This is a genomic window from Mangrovivirga halotolerans (assembly GCF_026241165.1).
Classification (GTDB): Bacteria; Bacteroidota; Bacteroidia; order Cytophagales; family Cyclobacteriaceae; genus Mangrovivirga; species Mangrovivirga halotolerans.
This window is the reverse complement of sequence record NZ_JAPFQN010000002.1, coordinates 51,338-73,945: the sequence shown is the minus strand read 5'-3', so window position 1 is coordinate 73,945 and position 22,608 is coordinate 51,338. Positions and strand designations below refer to the sequence as shown.

At 34.9% G+C, this 22,608-nt stretch carries 19 protein-coding genes; 10 read left to right on the top strand and 9 right to left on the bottom strand.

Translation table 11 applies throughout. The features are described from left to right. Positions 1–14: 14 nt before the first annotated feature. Together OO013_RS01600 and fabD are read left to right on the top strand one after the other, a co-directional pair. Positions 15–2,882 (top strand): T9SS type B sorting domain-containing protein, encoded by a 2,868-nt coding sequence (locus tag OO013_RS01600; protein ID WP_266054781.1) that lies wholly within the window; start codon positions 15–17, stop codon positions 2,880–2,882. Between the two features lie 157 nt (positions 2,883–3,039). Beyond that, positions 3,040–3,918: an ACP S-malonyltransferase gene (gene fabD / locus OO013_RS01595; RefSeq protein ID WP_266054780.1), complete on the top strand. Its 879-nt coding sequence runs from the start codon at positions 3,040–3,042 to the stop codon at positions 3,916–3,918. A 17-nt stretch (positions 3,919–3,935) separates the two neighbouring features. Here the strand turns inward: fabD and folK are convergent, their stop codons facing one another. Then, entirely contained in the window at positions 3,936–4,451 is a 516-nt protein-coding gene (folK, locus tag OO013_RS01590) for a 2-amino-4-hydroxy-6-hydroxymethyldihydropteridine diphosphokinase (RefSeq protein WP_266054779.1), read from the bottom strand. A gap of 84 nt (positions 4,452–4,535) precedes the next feature. On the opposite strand from folK, the gene sppA reads away from it, so the two are divergent. From sppA to bioA, 5 genes are all read left to right on the top strand, one after another. Continuing rightward, positions 4,536–6,287 carry a signal peptide peptidase SppA gene (gene sppA, locus OO013_RS01585; RefSeq protein WP_266054778.1) on the top strand — a complete coding sequence of 584 codons (1,752 nt, stop codon included), beginning with the start codon at positions 4,536–4,538 and terminating at the stop codon, positions 6,285–6,287. Between the two features lie 118 nt (positions 6,288–6,405). After that, positions 6,406–7,389, top strand: a complete 984-nt coding sequence (gene bioB / locus OO013_RS01580) for a biotin synthase BioB (RefSeq protein WP_266054777.1) — start codon at positions 6,406–6,408, stop codon at positions 7,387–7,389. A 69-nt stretch (positions 7,390–7,458) separates the two neighbouring features. Beyond that, positions 7,459–8,610: an aminotransferase class I/II-fold pyridoxal phosphate-dependent enzyme gene (locus tag OO013_RS01575; RefSeq protein WP_266054776.1), complete on the top strand. Its 1,152-nt coding sequence runs from the start codon at positions 7,459–7,461 to the stop codon at positions 8,608–8,610. Then, positions 8,610–9,221, top strand: coding sequence for a dethiobiotin synthase (gene bioD, locus OO013_RS01570; RefSeq protein WP_266054775.1), 612 nt, complete (start codon positions 8,610–8,612; stop codon positions 9,219–9,221). Before OO013_RS01575 ends, bioD begins: the two co-directional genes overlap by 1 nt. A gap of 1 nt (position 9,222) precedes the next feature. Then, entirely contained in the window at positions 9,223–10,506 is a 1,284-nt protein-coding gene (bioA, locus tag OO013_RS01565; protein WP_266054774.1) for an adenosylmethionine--8-amino-7-oxononanoate transaminase, read from the top strand. Here bioA and OO013_RS01560 read toward each other — a convergent pair. From OO013_RS01560 to OO013_RS01550, 3 genes are all read right to left on the bottom strand, one after another. Continuing rightward, positions 10,503–10,895, bottom strand: coding sequence for a putative signal transducing protein (locus OO013_RS01560; protein WP_266054773.1), 393 nt, complete (start codon positions 10,893–10,895; stop codon positions 10,503–10,505). The genes bioA and OO013_RS01560 overlap by 4 nt on opposite strands. 144 nt (positions 10,896–11,039) lie before the next feature. Further along, the gene (locus OO013_RS01555; protein WP_266054771.1) at positions 11,040–12,077 is read right to left on the bottom strand and encodes a serine hydrolase domain-containing protein; all 1,038 of its coding nucleotides are present in this window, start codon (positions 12,075–12,077) and stop codon (positions 11,040–11,042) included. A 94-nt stretch (positions 12,078–12,171) separates the two neighbouring features. Continuing rightward, positions 12,172–13,686 carry a tetratricopeptide repeat protein gene (locus OO013_RS01550; protein ID WP_266054770.1) on the bottom strand — a complete coding sequence of 505 codons (1,515 nt, stop codon included), beginning with the start codon at positions 13,684–13,686 and terminating at the stop codon, positions 12,172–12,174. A 172-nt stretch (positions 13,687–13,858) separates the two neighbouring features. On the opposite strand from OO013_RS01550, the gene OO013_RS01545 reads away from it, so the two are divergent. Then, positions 13,859–15,460 (top strand): GMC family oxidoreductase, encoded by a 1,602-nt coding sequence (locus tag OO013_RS01545; RefSeq protein WP_266054769.1) that lies wholly within the window; start codon positions 13,859–13,861, stop codon positions 15,458–15,460. On the opposite strand, the gene OO013_RS01540 is transcribed toward OO013_RS01545, so the two are convergent. Both OO013_RS01540 and OO013_RS01535 read right to left on the bottom strand, forming a co-directional pair. Continuing rightward, a complete protein-coding gene (locus OO013_RS01540) occupies positions 15,461–16,495 on the bottom strand; it encodes a lysophospholipid acyltransferase family protein (RefSeq protein WP_266054768.1) in 1,035 nt (344 codons plus the stop codon). It abuts the gene before it with no gap. After that, positions 16,492–17,406: a bile acid:sodium symporter family protein gene (locus OO013_RS01535; protein ID WP_266054767.1), complete on the bottom strand. Its 915-nt coding sequence runs from the start codon at positions 17,404–17,406 to the stop codon at positions 16,492–16,494. The genes OO013_RS01540 and OO013_RS01535 overlap by 4 nt, the downstream gene beginning before the upstream one ends. A 151-nt stretch (positions 17,407–17,557) precedes the next feature. Between OO013_RS01535 and OO013_RS01530 the strand changes: the two genes are divergently transcribed. Continuing rightward, positions 17,558–17,992: a peptidylprolyl isomerase gene (locus OO013_RS01530; protein WP_266054766.1), complete on the top strand. Its 435-nt coding sequence runs from the start codon at positions 17,558–17,560 to the stop codon at positions 17,990–17,992. Positions 17,993–18,013: 21 nt separating this feature from the next. On the opposite strand, the gene OO013_RS01525 is transcribed toward OO013_RS01530, so the two are convergent. The 3 genes from OO013_RS01525 to OO013_RS01515 form a co-directional block, all read right to left on the bottom strand. Then, positions 18,014–18,955 carry a YheT family hydrolase gene (locus tag OO013_RS01525; RefSeq protein WP_266054765.1) on the bottom strand — a complete coding sequence of 314 codons (942 nt, stop codon included), beginning with the start codon at positions 18,953–18,955 and terminating at the stop codon, positions 18,014–18,016. Positions 18,956–19,080: 125 nt separating this feature from the next. Then, positions 19,081–20,391 (bottom strand): dihydrolipoamide acetyltransferase family protein, encoded by a 1,311-nt coding sequence (locus tag OO013_RS01520; RefSeq protein WP_266054764.1) that lies wholly within the window; start codon positions 20,389–20,391, stop codon positions 19,081–19,083. A 163-nt stretch (positions 20,392–20,554) separates the two neighbouring features. Further along, positions 20,555–21,802 (bottom strand): competence/damage-inducible protein A, encoded by a 1,248-nt coding sequence (locus tag OO013_RS01515; protein ID WP_266054763.1) that lies wholly within the window; start codon positions 21,800–21,802, stop codon positions 20,555–20,557. 79 nt (positions 21,803–21,881) lie between these two features. On the opposite strand from OO013_RS01515, the gene OO013_RS01510 reads away from it, so the two are divergent. Then, positions 21,882–22,604: a DUF4197 domain-containing protein gene (locus OO013_RS01510; RefSeq protein ID WP_266054762.1), complete on the top strand. Its 723-nt coding sequence runs from the start codon at positions 21,882–21,884 to the stop codon at positions 22,602–22,604. Positions 22,605–22,608: the final 4 nt, after the last annotated feature.

Below are 22,608 nucleotides of genomic sequence, written 5' to 3'. Positions count from 1 at the left end.
TATTTCACCAGGAAATGAGTATTAATATAGATAGATATGCAAAACTAATTTCATCACTATTAATGTTAGTGTTGATGTTTTTTGCTGATTTTTCAGTAATGGCCACTCACATCAGAGCTGGGCAAATTACAGTTGAAAGGATTTCACCTTCCTCACTCACATATCGTATTACATTTGTTGGTTTCAGGGATTCTGAATCAGGGGTTGAATTCGGGAATGGGATTCTTAATTTTGGTGATGGAACAATTATAGAAACTGTACCAAGCCAATTTATTGTTCAACCATTACCACAGGTGCCATTTCTTCAAAAGGTAACTTTTGAGATAGATCATACCTATCAGGCTCCAGGATTTTATAACATCTCTTATACAGAACAAAACAGAAATAACTTTATTAGAAATATCAATGGGGGTAATTCGGTAGAAATTCCTTTTCATGTTGAATCCCAGATTTTGATTGATCCTTTTTTAGGAGTGAACAGTACTCCTCAGTTATTAATTGATCCGCTAGATTTTGCAACAGGTGATAAATTTTTTATACATAACCCAGGGGCTTTCGATGCTGAAGGTGATAGTCTTTCTTATAAATTTGTTATTCCAAAGCAAGGAACCGGAACAAATGTTCCAAATTATATAGGTTTAGATAACCCGGATTTATATGCTAATTTCCCACCTTATGATAAAGAAGACGGAACATCTCCTCCTGAATTTTCACTTGACCCAATAACCGGTGATCTTGTTTGGGATGCTCCTCCTAATGTTGACGAATTTGAATATAATGTAGCATTTATAATCGAGGAGTGGAGAAAGGTAAATGGTGAATATATCAGGATTGGATTTGTAACACGCGACATGCAGATTATCGTTCGTGAGTCCGATAATGAAAGGCCTGAATTAATTATACCAGAAGATACATGTATAACCGCAGGAACTACACTATCTCTTAACCCCGCCGCCACTGCAACCGATCCGGATGGTGATAGTGTTAAGATTGAAGCTTTTGGTGGACCGTTTGAAATTTCTAATCCTGCAGAATATTCTCCTAATCCACCAGTATGGCAAGCCCCAGTGGCAGAGTTAGATTTTGAATGGAGTACCAATTGTTTTAATATCAGAGAAAGTCCATGGCAGGTTGTATTTAAAGTGTCTGACAGACCTTTTAGAAATGGAGGTAGTACACTTTTACCCTCTTTGGTTGACTTTAAAACATGGAATATAACTGTAGTCGGACCTCCACCTAATATAAATGACGTATTTCCTGTATCGGCCAGAAGCATTCAAATCAATTGGGATGATTATGAATGTGATAATCGTATCGTTTCAGGATTCCAGATTTGGAGAAGGGTTGATAGTAATCCTTTTGAACCAGGGAGTTGTGATGTTGGAATGCCGGAAGGAACAGGGTATGAATTGATTGATGTAGCAAACGAAAATGAAACGGACTATCTTGATGATGATAATGGGCTTGGTTTAAGCCCGGGAGCTAAATATTGTTATAGGATAGTAGCGGTATTCAGAGACCCTCAGGGTGGGGAAAGTTATGTTTCCAATGAAGTGTGCACTACTGTTCTTGCAGAAGCACCTGTATTAACTGAGGTTTCAGTGCTTGAAACTGATCCGGCTAATGGAGAAATAAGTGTTGAATGGTTGCCGCCTTTCGATCTGACAGATCCTTCATTCCCTCCTCCGTACAATTATAAATTATACAGACATTCTGGATTCAATGGTGGAAATGGGAGAACTCTGGTTTATGAAGGAGATCAAACTTCATTTGTTGATACAGGAATAGATACTGAAAATCAGCCTTACCATTATCAAGTGGAGTTATATGATTCAAATGATAATTTTGTTGATACTTCTTCTTACGCCAGTTCTGTATACCTGGATATATTTTCTGGATTAGATCAATTAACATTAAGCTGGACGGCAGATGTCCCATGGTCTAATCTAATCGATACGTTCCCGTATCATAGAATATATAGAAATAATGTAGATCCGAATAATCCAGATCAATTGGTACTAATAGATTCTGTGAATGTTACTGCCAATGGTTTTAATTATACTGATAGCGGTGAATTTAATAATACTCCATTGGTTGATTCGATCGAATATTGTTATGTAGTCAGGACTGCGGGTTCATATGGGAATTCTGATATTCCAGAGCCGTTACTTAATTTCTCCCAGGAGGCGTGTTCATTTTTATCTGATTCAATTCCTCCTTGTCCTCCTCTTGAATTAACCATAAATAATTTGGAAGTAGGGGAGTGTGAAGATTTCTTGTTTAATCAGCCGTGTGATTTTAGTAATTATTTTAATGAATTGAGCTGGGACCCTGAATTGGAGGAAGAATGTGCTGAAGATGTAAGGCTTTACAACGTTTATTTTAGTAAGTCAGGCGATGAAGGAACATTTTCAATTGTAGGAACGACAAGAGAACCGAATTTCACACATTTAGATCTTGATGAGTTTGCTGGATGTTATTATATAACTGCAGTAGACAGATCCGGAAATGAAAGCGAACCTTCTAATGTGGTTTGTAGAGACAATTGTCCTTATTATGAACTTCCTAATGTTTTTACCCCAAATGGCGATGGTTTTAATGATACTTTTGAAGCCTATAGTAATCAGCAAAGTGATTTTTCGAAGTGTCCCCGCTTTGTTGAGAGTGTAGATTTTAAGGTGTTTAATAGTCATGGGAAAGAGGTTTTTACATATGCTTCAGGAAATGAAAAATCCATTTTGATTAATTGGAATGGAGAGAGTAATAGTGGCCAGGTTTTAAACCCAGGCGTCTATTATTACATAGCAATAGTGAGGTTCAGAGTTCTTGACCCTGCTAAAAAGGAAAGAGAATATAAAGGGTGGGTTCACTTGCTCGAATAATAAGATTAAAAAATTATAAAACAGGCTGGATAAATCATTTTTCCAGCCTGTTTTTATTTAGATCAAAAAGTAGAATAATTATCCTATCTTTGTCTGCAAATAAATTGTGATCTGAAATCACAAAATGTATTAATCCAGTTAGAAAACAATATATACCATGAAAAAAGCATACGTTTTTCCCGGACAGGGCGCACAGTTTCCGGGGATGGGAAGAGATTTATTTGATTCATTTGATCTGGCAAAAAAAAGATTTGACGAAGCCAATGAAATTCTAGGCTTCGATATTTCGAAAATTATGTTTGAAGGTAGTGCTGAGGAATTACAACAAACGAAAGTTACCCAGCCTGCAGTTTTTCTTCATTCAGTTATTGCAGCGGAAGTATCAGAGAATTTTTCACCTGATATGGTTGCTGGTCATTCACTAGGAGAATTTTCGGCTTTAGTAGCAAATAAAACTTTAAGCTTTTCAGATGGCCTGACTTTAGTTTCTAAAAGAGCAATGGCCATGCAAAAAGCTTGTGAACAGAATCCTTCAACAATGGCTGCTATATTAGGCCTGGATGATGATGTTGTAGAGAATATTTGTAAGGATATAGATGATATTGTGGTTGCAGCAAATTATAATTGCCCTGGCCAACTAGTTATTTCCGGTTCAAATTCCGGAATTGAAATTGCCTGTGAAAAAATGAAGGAAGCTGGTGCGAAAAGAGCACTTCCTTTAAAAGTTGGAGGCGCTTTTCATAGCCCGTTAATGTCTCCTGCACAGGAGGAATTAGAAGATGCTATAAAAAATACTGATTTTAAAAATCCAATTTGTCCGGTTTATCAGAATTATGATGCTAAACCAAGTACTGAAATTGAGGTAATAAAAGAAAAGTTGATCAAGCAATTGACTTCTCCGGTAAGATGGACTCAAACAGTTCAAAATATGGTAGAAGATGGAGCGACTGACTTTATTGAATGCGGACCTGGTAAAGTGCTTCAGGGATTGGTTAAGAAAATTCACCGAGCTGCTGAAGTTTCAGGAATTCAATAAAATGAAAATATAAAACATTAAGCCCGAAGATTTCCTTCGGGTTTTTTTTTGTCGATTTTTTTTACTTCAAGCTTATCACTGCATGACTTTAGAAGATCAAGTTGAGTTTTAAGTAAAACCGGGTGTTTAAAGTTTTTATCTAATTCATTCATGGGAATAAGGGTAAATGCTCTATCTTGAATTCGTGGATGAGGTATTTGTAAATCATTAGTTTTAACGATCCAATCATCCATGTATAGTATATCGATGTCGATTAACCTCTCTGCCCATTTTTCAATCCTTTTTCTACCCATTTCTTTTTCTATGGAAAGGCATTTGTTGATCAGGTTATCAGGTGATATATCCGCTTCAATTTCAAGAACTGCGTTGTAAAAATTTGGCTGATCGGTTTTTCCCCAGGCAGCTGTTTCATAGATAGACGAATAATTTAATATTTGTCCAATCTGATCTTCGATCTTTTGGGTGGCGATTTTGAGGTTCTCTTTTCTTTCACCGAGATTCGTACCCAATAATAAGTATATTCCTTTCATCATTTAAAATTACCAACAGTTAAAAATCTGTTGTATTAAATAAAAATAATTTTAATTTTTGAGTTCGAATTTAATAAGAATAAATATATGAATTTCTTAAAAGGTGTATTAGCAACGATCGTCGGACTAATTGTTTTTTGTGCGATTTTGTTCTTTATAACAATAGGGATAGGTTCTGCGATAGCTTCTGGAGATAAGATAGTGGTCAAAGATAATTCTGTTCTACACATAAGACTGGATAAACCAATTACTGAAAGGGAACTTACAGATCCGTTTTTGATACTTACAGGTCAGGGAGAAGGTTCTTATTCAATACATAAATTGAAAAGAGCGATAAAAAAGGCATCTTCTGACCCGAGTATTAAAGGGATATTTCTAGAACCAGCCGGATCAGCTGCCGGTTATGCTACTCTTAGAGAATTGAGAAAAGCTCTTTTGGAATTTAAAGAAACTGATAAATTCATCATTGCTTATGATGAAATCCTTACTGAAAGAGGATACTATCTTGCTTCTGTAGCTGATGAAATCTATTTGAGTCCTGAAGGTATGATGGAGCTTGATGGCTTTAGTGCAACAGTTACTTTTTTTAAAGGCACTTTAGATAAGCTTGATGTTAAACCATATGTTTTTAAAGTTGGTGAATTCAAAAGTGCAGTTGAGCCTTATATCAGAGAAAGCATGAGTGAGGAAAGTCGCTATCAAACTCAGGTATTTTTAAATGGGATGTTTAACACGTACGCCAGAGATGTAAGTGAATCAATAGGAATTGAGGAAGAAAGAATTGTTCAGATTGCTGATTCCATGTTAGTAAGAAATGGAAATGACGCTGTTCAATATGGCTTGATCAGTGAATTGAAATATCATGATGAAGTGATGGATGTTTTGAGAACAAAACTTGGTGAAGATGAAGGCGATGATATTAATTCAGTCAGTATAGGTGACTATCAGGATCTTTCAATAGATTTTAAAGTGACTAAAAATAAAGTGGCTGTATTAGTAGCGAACGGAGCTATTGTTTCAGGGGATGATGATAACCCGGAGATGATCACAAGTGGAGCACTGATCAAACAGATTAAAAAGCTTCGAGATGATGATGAAGTTAAAGCTGTTGTTTTAAGAGTTAATTCCCCTGGTGGAAGTGCTCTTGCTTCTGATGTGATCTGGAGAGAGTTGGAAGTTTTGAAAAGAGAAAAACCAGTTATAGCTTCAATGGGAGATGTTGCTGCTTCTGGAGGATATTACATTTCAGCAGGATGTGATACAATAGTTGCTGAGCCAAATACAATAACAGGAAGCATTGGAATATTCGGTCTTTGGTTATATGCTGGCGAAGGGTTGGATAAGCATCTGGGAATAACTACAGATAATGTAACTACCGGCCAGTTTTCAGATCTTTTTTCTCGCAATAAAAGACTAACTGAATATGAGCAAAGCATCTTCCAGGAAATGGTTGAAGAAGGATACGATACCTTTACAAGTAAGGTGGCTCAGGGCAGAGGTTTAAGTCAGGATTCTGTGAAAGCAATAGGAGGAGGCAGAGTCTGGATCGGTACAGATGCGAAGCAAATAGGACTTGTAGACGTATTAGGAGGAGTAGATACTGCCATAGAGATCGCTGCAAAAAAAGCTGATCTTGGGGATGATTACAAAGTAAGTGTGTATCCATATCGTAAAAAGAAATTCATTGAAGAACTCGTTACTGGTCTTGCTGATGAATCATCGATAAAAGTCAGAAAAGAGAAACTTGGTGTTTTAGCTCCTTTCATGGAAGCAATAGATGAACTTAACACTCGAAATGGTGTTCAAGCCAGGTCACCTTTTGACTTTGAAATACATTGATCAACAACTTCGATATAAATTAAAGCAGTCTGACGACTGCTTTTTTTATTTCATCTAAATCATATAGGATTTTTAAACAGTTAACTTTAGTTTTGTTATACTGACAAAACAATTTGCTATGAGTGAAATCAGAAACGATTGGACACGAGAAGAGATTGAAAAAATATACAACTCACCCATCCTGGATTTAATTTACAGAGCCGCAACTGTACATCGTGAAAACAACGATGCTCAGGAAGTACAGGTTTGTACCCTCTTATCTGTAAAAACAGGGGGATGCCCTGAGGATTGTTCGTACTGCCCTCAGGCTGCCAGATATCATACTGATGTTAAAGTTCACAAATTACTTGATGTGGATGATGTGCTGGAAAAAGCTTCAAATGCGAAAGCAAATGGCAGTACACGTTTTTGTATGGGTGCAGCATGGAGAGAAGTGAGAGACAACCGGGATTTTGATAAGGTTCTTGAAATGGTAAAAGGTGTTAATGGCATGGGTATGGAAGTTTGCTGTACTCTTGGTATGTTATCTGAGGACCAGGCCAAAAAACTTCAAGAAGCTGGTTTATATGCTTATAACCACAATCTGGATACCAGTGAAGAACATTATAATGAGATAATTACTACCAGAAATTATGATGACAGGCTTGATACATTGGAAAATGTGAGAAAAGCTAAAATTTCTGTTTGTTCCGGAGGTATTATAGGTCTTGGAGAAACAGAGAAAGACCGTGTAGGAATGTTGCATACCCTGGCTACTTTGCCGGAACATCCGGAGTCAGTTCCTGTAAATGCTTTAGTGCCTGTAGAAGGGACACCGATGGAAAAGCAACCGAAAGTACCTGTGTGGGATATGATTAGAATGATTGCGACAGCAAGGATCATTATGCCTAAAGCAATGGTAAGATTGTCAGCTGGCAGAGTAAGAATGTCTCAGGAAGAGCAAGCACTTTGCTTTATGGCAGGTGCAAATTCAATATTTGCCGGTGATAAACTTCTTACCACACCAAATCCTGAAGTTAATGAAGATGAAGAGCTTTTCCAGGTATTGAACCTGAAGCCTAGAAAAGCATTTAAAAACCAGGAAAAGGCTACGGTAGCTTAAAAAAATATTCTAATATCATAATGAAAGCTGCCAGAAATGGCGGCTTTTTTGTCTTTTACCGGGTAGAGAATGAAATCAATAAATAAATTCATAGCTGATTTTCTTCAGAAAAAAAAGTTAGCTGGTGCACACCGGAAATTGGTGGGAATTGGTGATGGTATTGATTTCTTAACGAATGATTATCTGAATCTTAGTAAAAGCAGCGAGTTAAAATTGCTTTTAGATGATGAATTAAAAAGCAGAACATTTAAAGCTGGAAGCTCGGGTAGCAGACTTTTGGGAGGAAACAGTAATTACATTGAAGAAGTCGAAGAATATTTAGCTGGCTTTTATCAGGCTGAAGCTTCATTGATTTTATCCTCCGGATATCAGGCTAACCTGGCTGTACTTTCATGCCTTCCGCAACGTGGTGATACTGTTTTTTATGATGAATTAAGTCATGCCTGCATGAAGGATGGAATCAGGTTAAACTTTGCCGAATCTTATTCTTTTAAACATAATGACTATAACGATCTTGAACGAAAGATTGAAAAGTTTGGTAAGGGCAGGCTTTTTATAGTGGCAGAGTCTGTTTATAGTATGGATGGTGATTTTGTTGATCTCAAGCGACTAGTTGATATTGCTGAGAGATTTGACGCAGGAATTATTTTAGATGAGGCTCATACTACAGCCTGGTATGGAGATAAAGGGAAAGGGCTGGCAATAAATGAAGGCCTGGAGAATAGGTTGCTAGCCAGAATATATACCTATGGAAAAGGACCTGGAGCCCATGGTGCTGTAGTAGCAGGAAGTAGTGAATTAACAGAGTTTATGATTAATCATTCAAGGCCTTTTATTTATACTACTGCTCCACCAGATCACCAGGTTGCTTTAATAAAATGTTCTACATTACTTTTTTCAAGTGATTATGGGACACAAAAGCGGAATGATCTCCATAGTAATATGCTGCTGTTTTCAAAAATTGCAGGTAACCAGGATTGGGAAAATGAAGTGAAAATAATTGAATCAAATTCGCCTATAAAATCAATCGTTATTCCGGGAAATGATCGGGTAGAAGAGGCTTGTAAATCATTGAGAATTAAGAATATTGAGGTTCGCCCTGTTAAATCACCGACAGTTAAAAAAGGATTAGAGAGAATAAGAATTTGCTTGCATTCTGATAATACAGAGAAAGAGATTATAAAATTGATAGATGAATTAAAAACTTTAAATTGTCAATAATGGCACATAGATTTTTTGTAACAGCGATAGGTACTGATAGTGGAAAAACTGTTTTCTCGGCTATATTATGTGAGGCTTTGAAAGCAGATTATTGGAAACCTATTCAGGCAGGATTACCCGGTGATACGGATACAATCAGGACATTAGTCTCAAATAAAAAAAGTCATTTTCACGAGGAGGGAATAAAGTTAACTACTCCGGCTTCACCACATGCTGCGGGTAAAAAAGAAGAAGTTGAAGTTTCGTTGCAAAGAATTGAGTTGCCTGAAACTGAAAATCATCTGGTGATTGAAGGAGCAGGTGGTGTTTTGGTTCCTTTAAATGATGATGAAAATGTTATTGATATAGCTATAAAATTTGACGCAGAAGTAATTGTGGTATCAAATTTATATTTGGGTTCGATCAATCACACCTTATTAACAATTGAATGGTTATTGAAAAACCAAGTTCCAGTTAGAGGAATTGTTTTTGTCGGAGACCCTAATCCTGAAAGTCAGGAAATAATATTAAAGCGTAGTGGTTTGGAAGAGTTGTTACACATTTACAACGAGGAGAAGATTACTAAAAAGGAAATAAAAAAATACGCAGACAGAATAAGAGAGAAAATATAGTATGGCAGATAATCTTATTTCAAGAGATAGAGAAGTGATATGGCATCCCTTTACCAGTTTAGGAAGTAATGATGAGCCGCTTCCTGCAGTAAAAGGAGAAGGTGTTTATATAGAATTGGAAGATGGCAGGAGAATTATAGATGGTGTTTCAAGTTGGTGGGTGAATCTACATGGTCATGGAAACAAGCATATAGCAAAGGCTGTAGCTAAGCAAGCTGCAGATCTTGAACACGTGATCTTCGCTGGTTTTACACATGAGCCTGCCGTTAAATTAGCAGAAGAAGTATTAAGTATTACCCCTCAGAATCAGAAGAAAGTATTTTTTTCAGATAATGGATCAACTGCTGTAGAAGTAGCCTTAAAAATGGCTTTTCAATATTGGCACAACCAAAAAATCGAGAAGAAAAAGGTTATAGCTATTAATGGAAGTTATCATGGTGATACATTTGGAGCAATGTCAGTGGGAGACCGGGATGTTTTTGTAAAACCATTTATTCCATATCTTTTTGATGTTGAATTTATTGATTTTCCAGGTTCTGAAAATCAGCAAGATGTTTTAGCGCAGTTTGCTGACATAATCGACACTGATGATGTGGCAGCTTTCATTTTTGAGCCTCTGGTTCAGGGTTCTGCCGGAATGAGAATATATGATGCTGAGGTTTTGGATACTATGCTGAGTATGGCCAAGGGAGCTGGAGTGGTTTGTATCGCTGATGAAGTTTTTACTGGGTTTGGGCGAACCGGTAAAATGTTTGCCTGTGATCACTTGAGGCATAATCCAGATATAATGTGTTTATCAAAAGGGCTGACTGGTGGAGCCATGGCATTAGGTGCCACAACATGTACTTTAGACATCCAGAAACCTTTTCGAACGAGTGATCTTTTAAAGACGTTTTTCCATGGACATAGTTATACTGGTAATCCGATTGCATGTGCTTCAGGTGTTGCTAGTATGGAATTATTAAAGTCTGATGAATGTCAAAATAAGATCAAAAAAATCTGTGAATGGCATAAAACCTCTGCCGTCAGGCTTGGCGGAAACAGAGCGATAAAAAATGTCAGGCATTTTGGGACTATTCTTGCTTTTGAAGTAAAGACATTAAAAGATACAGGCTATTTCAACGAGGTAAGGCACAAGCTTTATCCAACATTTTTAAAACATGATGTTCTTTTAAGACCTTTAGGTAATGTTGTTTATTTTTTACCTCCTTATTGCATTACCGAAGAAGAATATCAAAAGGTGATAGATGTGATTGAAAAGGTAATGAAAGAAATTAACAGCTAATAAAGAAAAGTATTTTCACAATCAATACACTGATATTTTTTTTCATTGGTATGAGTTTGATTATCAGGAGTGAATATATTAAATATCCTGGTGATCAAACTCATTATAATAGAATCTTGAATTGGTTTAGCATTGGTAGAATTGCAATGGGGGCAAACTACTATTTTTGCAGGGGATTCGTATTTTAATCCAAGTATGTCACGCGCCATTTCATAATCATCTTCTAATACCATTAAGCCTATGCCTCCGATCAGAGTTTTTAAATGAGGTAAGGTGACAGAAGTTTCTTCATCTATCAAAACTACAGGAACTCCATGTTGCTGAAGCTTACTTCTCATGATGTGCGCATTATTATAATCGTATTCTCTTAATAAAAGTACTAATCCCATTGACTGATTCCCTGTTAGGTATTAAACGTTTAACAGAGCTTTTTAGATTTAATATACAAAAAAAAACAGAACAGATATCCAATGACTTTGAAAATAGGAAAGATTATTATAACATCTATTTTTAGCGGTATGATTCTTTTCTTATCATATTAGATTAATCGCTTTAAGAACTTCATACTGGCCGTCAAAAATGTCACTAAATCCATAATTACTTAAGATGACAATCTGAGTCTTACTTTTAGGGAAATAATAGAATAAGGTGTTATATCCATTACACTTTCCTTCGAAACCATATCCCTGATTTTCGGTTGAACCTATTTTTTTGAATAAAAGGGGATTTTTGTTTGATCTCAAAATTTTATCTAGAGTTGTTTCAGAAATAAACTCACTTTGAAATAGAAATTCAAACATCTTCAAGATGTCATTTCCTCCAGACCATAAGTTACCTTCAGGATAATTGAGGTTTTCATTCTCATGATCTGTTTCGACTATTTCTTCTGATTTATTTTTTTTATAGCCTAATGCATATCGACTATCGTCTTTAGGATGATTAATAGCACTCTTTAAGGTGGTGAATTCAGTTCTTGGTAATCCGATAAATGGACTGATAGATTCATAGAAAAAATCTTCAAAATATAGGCCAGAGATCTTTTCAATGATTGCAGCAACGAGTATGCTATTGACATGACTATAATGGTAAACCCCGGGATTGACATTTTCTTGTTTTTTAACTATTTCCTCAACAAGAGATTGATTGTCAGGATAATTAATCAATACTTTGTCTGTGTTTATATCCTTTAAACCGGAAGTGTGAGTTAATAAATCTACTATAGTTAAATTCGGATATTTTTTAAATTCAGGAAGGTAATGGGAAACTGTTTCTTCAAGCGAAATCTTTTTTTGCTCAATAAGCCAACTGATCGATAATAATTTAGCTATATCTGAACCATTACAAAGATTAAATTCTGAATCGATGAACAATAACTCTTCATCTTTAAAGTCCGCATATCCAAATGCCTTTTCGTACTTTACCTTTCCATTTACGGTAATCAGAGATATACCTGAAAAATCACCTGTGCGATATTTTTCTTCGAGAATTTCATCAAAACGATTGAAATCTATATTTTTTTGAGCTTGGATACTACAGCTACAAATAATCAGGGTAAAAAATATGCGAATCACTGTCAAAATCTTAAAAATAAAGTTTAATGACAGTAAATATAACTAAATAACAATTAAATATTATTATTCTTTGATATCGAAGGTGAGGAAAGTGTTATTTCTCCAGGGTAATTGTTATTTCTCGAATTACCTTATCCAATTCATCAAGGGCTTTTTTAAGCCTGCAATTATATTCTTTTTCTTCGAATGCGTTAATCATATTTTTATTCAATAAATGAATTAACCCAAGTATAGTTGCTACAGGAGCTCTTAATTTGTGGGAATTGATAAATGCATATTCTTTTAACTGCTCATTTTTAGCCTCAAGTTCCCGCGTTCTTTCTGCAACCCTTTTTTCCAGATTTTGGTTTAGAGAATTTAGCTCCTTGGTTTGTTGGCGGATCAGTTTGTTTTTCTTTTTAAGCTCAGCAATGTATTTAACTTTAGTTTTATACCTGTTTCTGGCTACATAGAATAAATATCCTATCAAAACAAAAATAATCAGAGCCATGAAGATAATGTACCATTGCAACCTTACCTGTTTCTGACTATAAGTTAATCTTCTGTTTTTTAATTCATTTTCTTTCTCTAAAAGGAGGATCTCGTTTTTCTTTTCTTTTAATTCAAAATCTTTTTGAAGGACTTCAATACCAGCAGCTATTTCACTTTGATTTATACTGAATCTTAGGCTATCAGCTTTATCGAGATATTTTAAGGCATTTTTATAATCATTTTTGGCTTTAAAAGCTTCATGTAAAATTAAAAGCCCATCTACTTCTTCTTTATAACTGTTTGCAGATTTTGCATTATTAATCGTTTTTTTCGCCCATAATATGGCTTTGTTTATTTGACCACTTTTTAAGTAGATGTTTGCTAATACTTTATAGTTATTAGATCTTAGCCTGGGATTATTTATTTCATTATTAATTTCAATTGCCTGGTTAATATAATTTATTGCTTTGTCATAATTCCCCAGGAATAGATTGACCTCTCCCAGATTTGAATAATTAAAAGCCTTCATGGATTGATTTTGTGTAATCTTGTTAAGACTTAATGATTCATTCAGATGAAAAATCGCTGAATCATATTGGGTTGTTTGAATAAAACTGTTTGCAAGATTGTTATGTGCGCGGCATACTTTTATATACTTTTCAGCTTTTTCCCCACTTTCTAGTGATTTGTAATAATATTCTACGGCCTCATCATAATCTTTATTGTTGTTATAGATCATTCCTATCAGGTTGTAACAATCAGAATGATCAGCAAAATTAGCAGGGCGTGTTAAACTATGCTCTAATGCAATATAGGCCTTTTCAAGAGCAGTAGAATGCAAGCCAATATTCATATAATAAAGACCAATTACAACCAGGTTTTTTTCAATTCCATAGCTGAAATTTAAGTCTTCAGCTATACTTAACCCTTTTTTTCCATAGTAAAAGGAACTATCAGGATTAATTTCAAAAAATAAATAGCCAATATTAGCACAGATAATAGATCTTGCTGTGTCCGATTCTTCTTTTGCTAATAAAGATTTAAGTTTTTTAATTTCAGAAACTTTATCGTTCTTTTCCGCAAAAACTAGAGGATTGTAAAATATAAAGAATGTAATTGAAAAAAATATTAATCTCATACTGTCAACATCACAATAAAATATCTGTCTATGACACAAAATACAATATAATAATATGCATAATCTTAAGAAGATAAAATATTTTCTAATTATTATGTTGTTCTTTGTTAATTAACTGTACTCAGTTTTGATTATTGGTTCAAATAGTTATAAAAGATATAAAAATAATTAAATGAAGTTCGATTATATTATAATAGGAGCAGGATCTGCAGGATGTGTTTTAGCCAATAGGTTGTCTTCTAACAAAAATTTTAGTGTTGCTTTATTAGAAGCCGGGGATAAGGATAATAAACCTGAGATCAATATTCCTGGGGCCTACACAAAATTGAATAATACTAAGATTGATTGGGCTTTTTGGACTGAAGAACAAAAAGAAGTACTTGATCGAAAAATTTTTGTACCTCGGGGAAAAACATTAGGTGGAAGTAGTAGTACCAATGCAATGGCCTATGTTAGAGGAAATAAAAATGATTTTGATGAATGGGAGTCGCTTGGAAACAAAGGATGGTCTTATGAAAAGATTCTGCCTTATTTCAAAAAGTCTGAAAATAATGAAGATATAAATAGTAAATATCATGGAAAACGGGGTCCATTAAATGTGGCGTTTTCCCCTCAACCTACTGAGCTTGGAAAGGCATTTATAGAGAGTTGTCAAACCCAGGGAATTCCTTATAATTATGATTACAATGGTGAGGAACAACTTGGAGCGAGTATGCTTCAGTTTACAATTAAGAATAATCAAAGGCATAGTACTGCTAAAGCCTTTTTAAGACCGATCTTAAAAAGAAACAACCTGAAAGTATTTACTAAAGCATTTGTACAAAAGATAATCATAAAAGATAATAAGGCAGTAGGAGTTGAGGTTGACATTGCAGGGAAAAATACAATAATCAATTGTAATAAGGAGGTTATCTTGTCTGCAGGCTCTATTCAATCACCTCAAATTTTAATGTTGTCAGGTATAGGTCCTGCTGAGATTTTGAATAAGCATGGCATTGAAATTAAAAATGATTTAAAAGGAGTAGGGCAGAATTTAATAGATCATGTTTGGAGTGGCATCTCAGGAGAGGTAAATATTCCTACCTGCAATACTTTGCTCAAGCCTATTAATATGATAAAAGCGACTTTAAATCATATATTATTTAAGGCCGGACCATTGGGTAATAGTCCCCTCGAAGCAAATGCATTTTTAAAATCAGATCCGAAATTGAATAGACCTGATCTGCAATTTCATTTTGCTCCCATTGGTATAAGTAATGATTATTCAACTGATATTTATGACCTGAATACTTTCCCAAGGAAAGATGGGTATGGTTTAATGGTTATATTGATTCGACCTGAAAGCCGTGGATTTGTATCCATCAGAAGTAATTCAGCATATGATCCACCAGTTATACAGCCTAATTTTTTATCTGTAGATAAGGATCTGGATACCTTACTTAAAGGTATTAAAAAGGCGATCAAAGTAGCACATTCAGAACCAATGAAAAAATATAATCCAGACGGCATAATCTTTCCAAAGAATCTATCTGATGAAGAGGCATTAAAAGAACATATTTTAAAAACGTTGGAAACCCTGTATCATCCTGTAGGTACTTGTAAAATGGGGATTGATGATTTGGCTGTAACAGACCCTCAATTAAGAGTTAAAGGTATTTCTGGTTTAAGGGTGGTGGATGCCTCAATAATGCCGACAATAATATCTGGCAATACTAATGCAGCTGCAATTATGATCGCAGAGAAAGCAGCTGATATGATTCTGGAAGGTATTTAATCAAATAAAATCGACAGAAGAATTCAAAATGAGGTAGACTAGAATTATAAAAATTGGATATATAAAAATCTTTGAAGTAAAAGATGCTGTTGCATAAAAATGCTTATCATTTACTTTATTGAGAATCAATTTGTTGATAAGCTTTCTTGGAATGTAAAATATAATGTCAGATAAAAAGTAGATAATTGATTTTAGTTTTCCAGTTGGAGCATACCATTTAATAAATTCTTCATTTTCAGGATGATGACTTTCTTTTTTTAATTTCTTGATCAATTTTATATCTGTTTCAAATTGATTAGCAACATTGGAAATTTTTAATCTTTTCTTATTGAACAATGAAATCATTGATTCATAGTTGGAGGGCGAATCAAAATTAAAGATCAGCTCTTTCATTTTACTACTAAGATCTTCCAATAGGCTATCGTAACCTAGCCTTTCATTTTGATTATAATTGGGAATATGATCTTTTACTTCTAATGGGGTACCAATGTTTACTAAAACCCTGCTTCGACTTTCAAAATGATCTTCATAATGAATTCCAACGGGAATTATTTTAACCCCTTTATTGTAATTATTTCTTTTTTCTGTTTCAAATGCAATTCTGGCAATACCTTTTTGCAAAGGTCTTAACCTGTATTTAAGATCATGATTACCTTCAGGAAAAATACCAAGAGTTTGATTTTTCTCAAGTACCTTGTGAGCAGATTCAAAACTCTGAGAGTTTTTACGAACACTTCCAATTCCATCTCTAAACCTGAATACCGGGATCATTTTCAAGCTTTTTAAAACAGATGCAATCAGTTTATTTTTAAATACACTGGCTCTTGTTAAAAAGTGTGGGTTTCTTGGAGAAATAACGCTAAGAATCATCGCATCGAGCAAAGCATTTTGATGATTTCCGGCTATGATAATTGGACCATCAGAAGGGATTTTTTCTAACCCCTTGATTTTAAATTCGCTGAAATAAAAGTTACATGCAATTCTAACCCAAATTTTTAATGGATAGTATAATATGTTTCCTAATATAATTTTCATACAGATGCAGGTTGGCCTTTATCAGTAGATCTGAAATTGAAAATCTGGGAAATGATAAGGCCTGAAATTATATGCCAAATTCCCCACCATGCAGCGATTAATGCCATTCCACCTTGCCCCTGGAAATAATTAAAAATTATTACAAGACCTAATCCTGAATTCTGTATACCTGTTTCAATTGTGATAGTTTTCGTATCAGCAGATGTTTTACCACTGATTTTACCAACAGTAAAACCAAGTAACAGAGCAAGTAAGTTATGAATAAGGACTAAGAAAAATACGTAGTGCCAGTATTTTAAGAAAAGATCAAGGTTTTTAGAAAATGCAATAACGATGATAGCCAAGAGTATGATCATCGATACAGATTTTATAATTTTTTTTGCTTTTTCACTGAATACCGGGAAATATTTTCTTGTCAGCATACCAGAAATTAATGGGATTCCTATAATGATGCTTATTGTTTGCATCATTTTCCAGAAGTCTACTTCCACCGCGATATTTTTCTTGTTTCCCAGTAATTCACCCCATACTTCCAGATTCAGCGGAGTGAAAATTATTGCCATAAAGGAAGCTATAATAGTAAGAGTTACAGATAAGGCAACATTACCTTTACTCAAATGAGTGAAGAAGTTAGAAACATTCCCTCCCGGACACGCTGCAACTAATATCATGCCCATGGCCAGGCCGGGTAAAGGATTCATAATCAATACTAAAAGAAATGTTAATGCAGGTAAAAGAATAAACTGAGAAACAACACCCCCAATAGCAGGTTTTGGGTTTTTTATTACTTCTTTGAAAGATTTAAGATTTAAATCCAATGAAACCCCATACATAATAAAGGCGATACTGAGATTTAAAAGAAACAGACTTTCTTCATTGAAATTAAGTCTTATACCATCCAGTTCTGACATTAAGTTTGTTTTTAGGACAGGTGCAAAACTATCTAATTTAAGTTTAAAAGGCTTTAAAAAAATAATTATAGGTTGTTAAATTCTTACATAAACTGGATAAAGCGCTAATAATTTGGATTATTTTTACACAGATAAATTAAACATCTAATAAATGAAAGCTGAAATAATAACTGAAAAAGGAACAATGAATGTGGAGTTTTATGAAAAGGATGCTCCAAATACAGTTAAAAACTTTGTTGATCTATCAAAAAAAGGTTTTTACGATGGTTTGACATTTCACAGGGTTATTCCGGATTTTGTTATTCAGGGAGGATGTCCTGATGGAACCGGGGCAGGAGGACCAGGTTATTCAATAGATTGTGAACTTGATGGTGAAAATCAGTATCACGACAGAGGAGTATTGTCAATGGCACATGCAGGGAGAAATACCGGAGGGTCTCAATTCTTTATTTGCCATAGTCGTAATAACACTGCCCATCTAGACAGAAATCATACGTGTTTTGGGAAAGTAATCGAAGGACTGGAAGTAATTGATGATATCCGTCAAGGAGATAAAATCGAAAAGATAAATATTATTGAAGATTAATATTATTAACGGGCTTTAAATTCATTTTAAGATGAAATTTAAAGCCCTTTTTTCTGACCAATACATTCTATCCTGGTTAAACTCCGTAAATCCTACGTGACCGCCTCTTTCAGGAAATTCGAAAGTGATCATTTTGTTTTTACTTAATACATCAGATGGGTAACACTTTCCAGGTAGAAAAGGATCATTTTTAGCATTAATTATCAGGGTAGGAATTTTTATGTTTGTCACATAATTTATTGAGCTGCATTTAGAGTAATAATCAGAAGCATTTTTGAATCCATGAATGGGGGCAGTATAAAAGTCATCAAAATCGTATAAAGTTTTTATTTTCTTTATATGGGTGGTGGAAAGTTGATCTGGCATTTTAGCGGCTTTTTGTTTTACTTTTTCTATCAAGTTATTTAAAAAGCGTTTTTCATAGATAAAATTAGAAGGCTCAGCAATTTTGTTGCTGCCAGCTTCAAGATCCAATGGAACGGAAAATGCAATTACTTTTTTTACTTGCTCCTGAATGTTTCTTTCTTTTTCACCACTGTATTTTAGTACCAAATTTCCTCCGAGGCTGAATCCGATAAGGAATATTTCATTATAGCCTAAAGAAATGCTATGATTTATGACTAATTCGAGGTCATCTGTAGCTCCACTGTGATAAAACCTCAGATTTTTATTCATTTCCCCACTGCATCCTCGGTAATTCCAGGCAAGAATATCAAAGTTATTATTGTGTAATGCTCTGGCCATTCCTTTTACATATGGCCTGTCGCTACTACCTTCAAGACCATGGCAAACAATTACCAACTTATCATTATTGTCTTGTAACCAGTCAAGATCAAGGAAGTCATCATCCGGAGTGTTTAATCGCTCTCGTTGGTATTCAATTCCATCCACTTTTCTAAATAAGGAAGGTAGTATTGTTTCTATATGGGGGGAGAAATATAAATAAGGAGCTTTGTATTTCATGGGATTTTTGTTTGATGACTCGACTTTACTAATTTAACTAAAGTAGTTAATATTCTGTTTATTGATTTTTGAGATAAAAAAAGCCCGGATAATTCCCGGGCTTATATTTGAAATTTATAATTACTTTATAAATCCTGATTTATATCAAATTTCTCAAGGTAGTCGGCAACTCGTCTTACGAACATTCCGCCAAGCGCACCATCTACAACCCTATGGTCATAACTATGCGATAAGAACATTTTATATCTGATGGCAATCGCATCACCATTTGGAGTTTCAACAACAGCAGGTTTTTTCTGTATAGCTCCTAATGCTAAAATGCCTACTTGAGGTTGCATAATAATAGGAGTTCCCATTACATTACCGAAACTACCTACATTTGAAACAGTGTATGTTCCATTCTGCAAGTCATCTGGTTTAAGCTTGTTATCCCGGGCTCTTTTTGCCAGGTCGTTAACCTTGAGTGTTAAACCAGTAATATTTAACTGGTCTGCATTATGGATGACAGGAACAATTAAATTGCCTGTTGGAAGAGCAACAGCCATTCCAATATTTATATCTTTTTTCTTAACTATCTTATTACCATCTACCTGGATATTGATCATCGGGTAATCTTTGATCGCCTTTACAACAGCTTCAATCATGATAGGTGTAAAAGTCAGGCTTCCACCATATCTGTTCTTGAAATCGTTTTTATTTCTGTTTCTCCAGGTAACTAAGTTGGTTACATCCGCTTCAACGAATGAGGTAACATGAGGAGAAATGCGTTTAGAATCGACCATTCTTTCGGCGATCATTTTACGCATTCTGTCCATTTCTATTATCTCATCATCACCACTGACTGAAACTGGTACAGAAGGTTTTACCTGATGACTCGCAGCCCCATTGCTTGAAACAGATGGCGCAGGAGCAGATGTCTTACGTGTATCGAGATAATTTAAGATGTCCTTTTTTGTGACCCTGTTGTCTTTGCCAGTACCAGGGATTCTCTCTAATTCTTCTTCAGATATATTTTCTTCTTTGGCAATATTTTTAACTAAAGGAGAATAAAAACGATCACTTTCAAATCTGGATTTATCTTCTACAGGTGCCGGAGTAGCTTCAGCGGCAATTTTTTCTTCCTTCCTGGCAGGAGCTTCTTCTTTTTCCTCGACTTTTTCTGAAGTAGTATCTCCGGAATCGCCAGATCCTTCACCTTCAGTTTCTATAACACAAATTGGTTTACCAACTTCTACTACGTCACCTTCTTCAACCAAAATCTCTTTTAATACTCCTGCGTGAGTTGCAGGAACTTCTGTGTCAACTTTATCTGTTGCTACCTCAAGAACTGATTCGTCTTGCTCGATGGTATCACCCACCTGTTTTAGCCAAGTGAGAATAGTGCCTTCCATAACACTTTCTCCCATCTTGGGCATCACCATTTTTTCTAATGCCATGATTCGAGTGTTTTCGATGTTGTTTATTGAGTTCTTCAAAAGTAACAACAATTTCATAGATATTCAATAAGGATCTATTGAAATAATCGTCTGTAAATACCAATCTATTTAAGGTTGTTCAGTATAAAATTTGGGCTTATAACTATTATGTAGAATATAATTCTTACATGATGTGTTTTTTGAGTAAGTTTAAGGCAGCAATTGTTGTATATTCGATATTCATAGCGCGGTCTTTACCTAAATTGATTTTCTTTGCAACCACTTGATTATCATCTGCATATCCTAGCCATATTGTCCCGACAGGCTTTTCTTTAGAGCCCCCTCCGGGGCCGGCAATACCACTTGTTGATATTGCTATATCCGTTTTCAGAAGTTTTCTCGCTCCAACAGCCATTTGTTTAACGGTATCTTCACTTACAGCACCTTCTTTTTCAATAGTTTCCTTTTTGACACCAAGGACATTTATTTTTACATCATTACTGTAGCTGACAACAGAACCAAGGAAATATTCTGAACTTCCCGGAACTGATGTTATTTTATGAGCTAACTTTCCTCCGGTACAACTTTCTGCAGTGGCAATTGTTTTGCCTTTAAATTTTAATACTCTACCAATCGCCTCTTCAAGTTTTTCATCATCGTAACCGTAAATATATTTTTCGATTAGTGGTTTAAATTCATCAACTGTTTTATTTACTTCTTCAATTAATTTTGGTTTATCTTCACCTTTTCCCGTAAATCTTAATTTTACTATTCCCGGAGAGGGTAGATATGCCAGCCTGATATGGGATGGTAGGGCTTTTTCTTTTTCACCTATTATTTCGTGCAACCATGATTCGCCTATTCCAACAGTATTTATTCTGCGATGTACAATCGAAGTGGGCATGAATCGTTTTTTTACCTCAGGAAGGACTCTTTCCTTCATTAGAAACTTCATTTCGTAAGGTACACCGGGCATTGAAACGAATACTGTATTCTTTTTACTTTCCATCCATATTCCTGGAGCAGTACCCATATCATTTTTCAGGTATTTAGCCCGGGTAGGCAATTCTGCTTGTTTCTCATTAAGAGGAGAAAGTTCACGATCCAATCTTTTAAATAATTCAGATAGATCATTTAAAGCTTCTTCTCTCATTTCAAGCTTATCATTGAAATATTCTGCAAGACAGGGTTTAGTAAGATCATCAGGAGTCGGGCCAAGACCGCCGGTGATCAATACAAGATCTGAATCTTTTTCAGCTTCATCAAAAGCTGAAAGAATTTCGCTTTTATCATCACCAATGGTAAGCCTCCTGATAGTTTTTATTCCTGATTCATCTAACAGTGCACTCATCCATTGCGCATTTGTATCTACAATTTGTCCGTAAAGGATTTCATCTCCAATTGTTATGATATATGCTCTAATTTCTTGCATGGTATGGTTGTTGATACAATAATTTAATTAAATTCGAATTTAAGTTATTCTTATTATTAGAACACAATTTTTTAATCACATGAGAAAGAATAGATTATTATACTTGTTTGTTTTTGTATTTACTGCCTGTACTACTGCTCAAATTCAGCAGACTATGGATTCAGTAAATGATGCCATTGGGAGTTCAGGGACCGGATTGACATCTGAAGATGTGTCTAAAGCTTTAAAGCAGGCTCTGAAACAAGGAACTATAAAAGGAACTGAAGAGGCTTCGGAGTTAAATGGTTATTTTGGAAATCCGCTTATTAAAATTCCATTTCCAGATGAAATAGAAAAAGTAGAGACCAGGTTGAGAAGTATAGGTTTGGATAAACCAGTTGATGACTTTATTCTTTCTATGAATAGAGCCGCAGAAAAAGCTGCTATAGAAGCTAAACCTATTTTTATCAATGCAATAACCTCAATGACCATTCAAGATGCATGGAATATTTTAAAAGGAGAGGATGATGCAGCGACCAAATATTTACGTCGAACTACTTACGATCAGTTGGTGGGTAAATTTCAGCCCCCGATTCACAATTCACTAGAAGATGTTAATGCTACTAAATATTATAGTGATGTAGCTACTGCATATAATAAAATTCCTTTTGTAGAGCCTGTTGAGGTAAATCTTGATAAATATGTTACTGAAAAGGCCATTGATGGTTTATTTGAATTGATAAGAAAAGAAGAAGCTAATATTCGGGAAAACCCGATAGCTCGTACAACAGACCTCATGAAAAGAGTTTTTTCACAGCAATAATAAA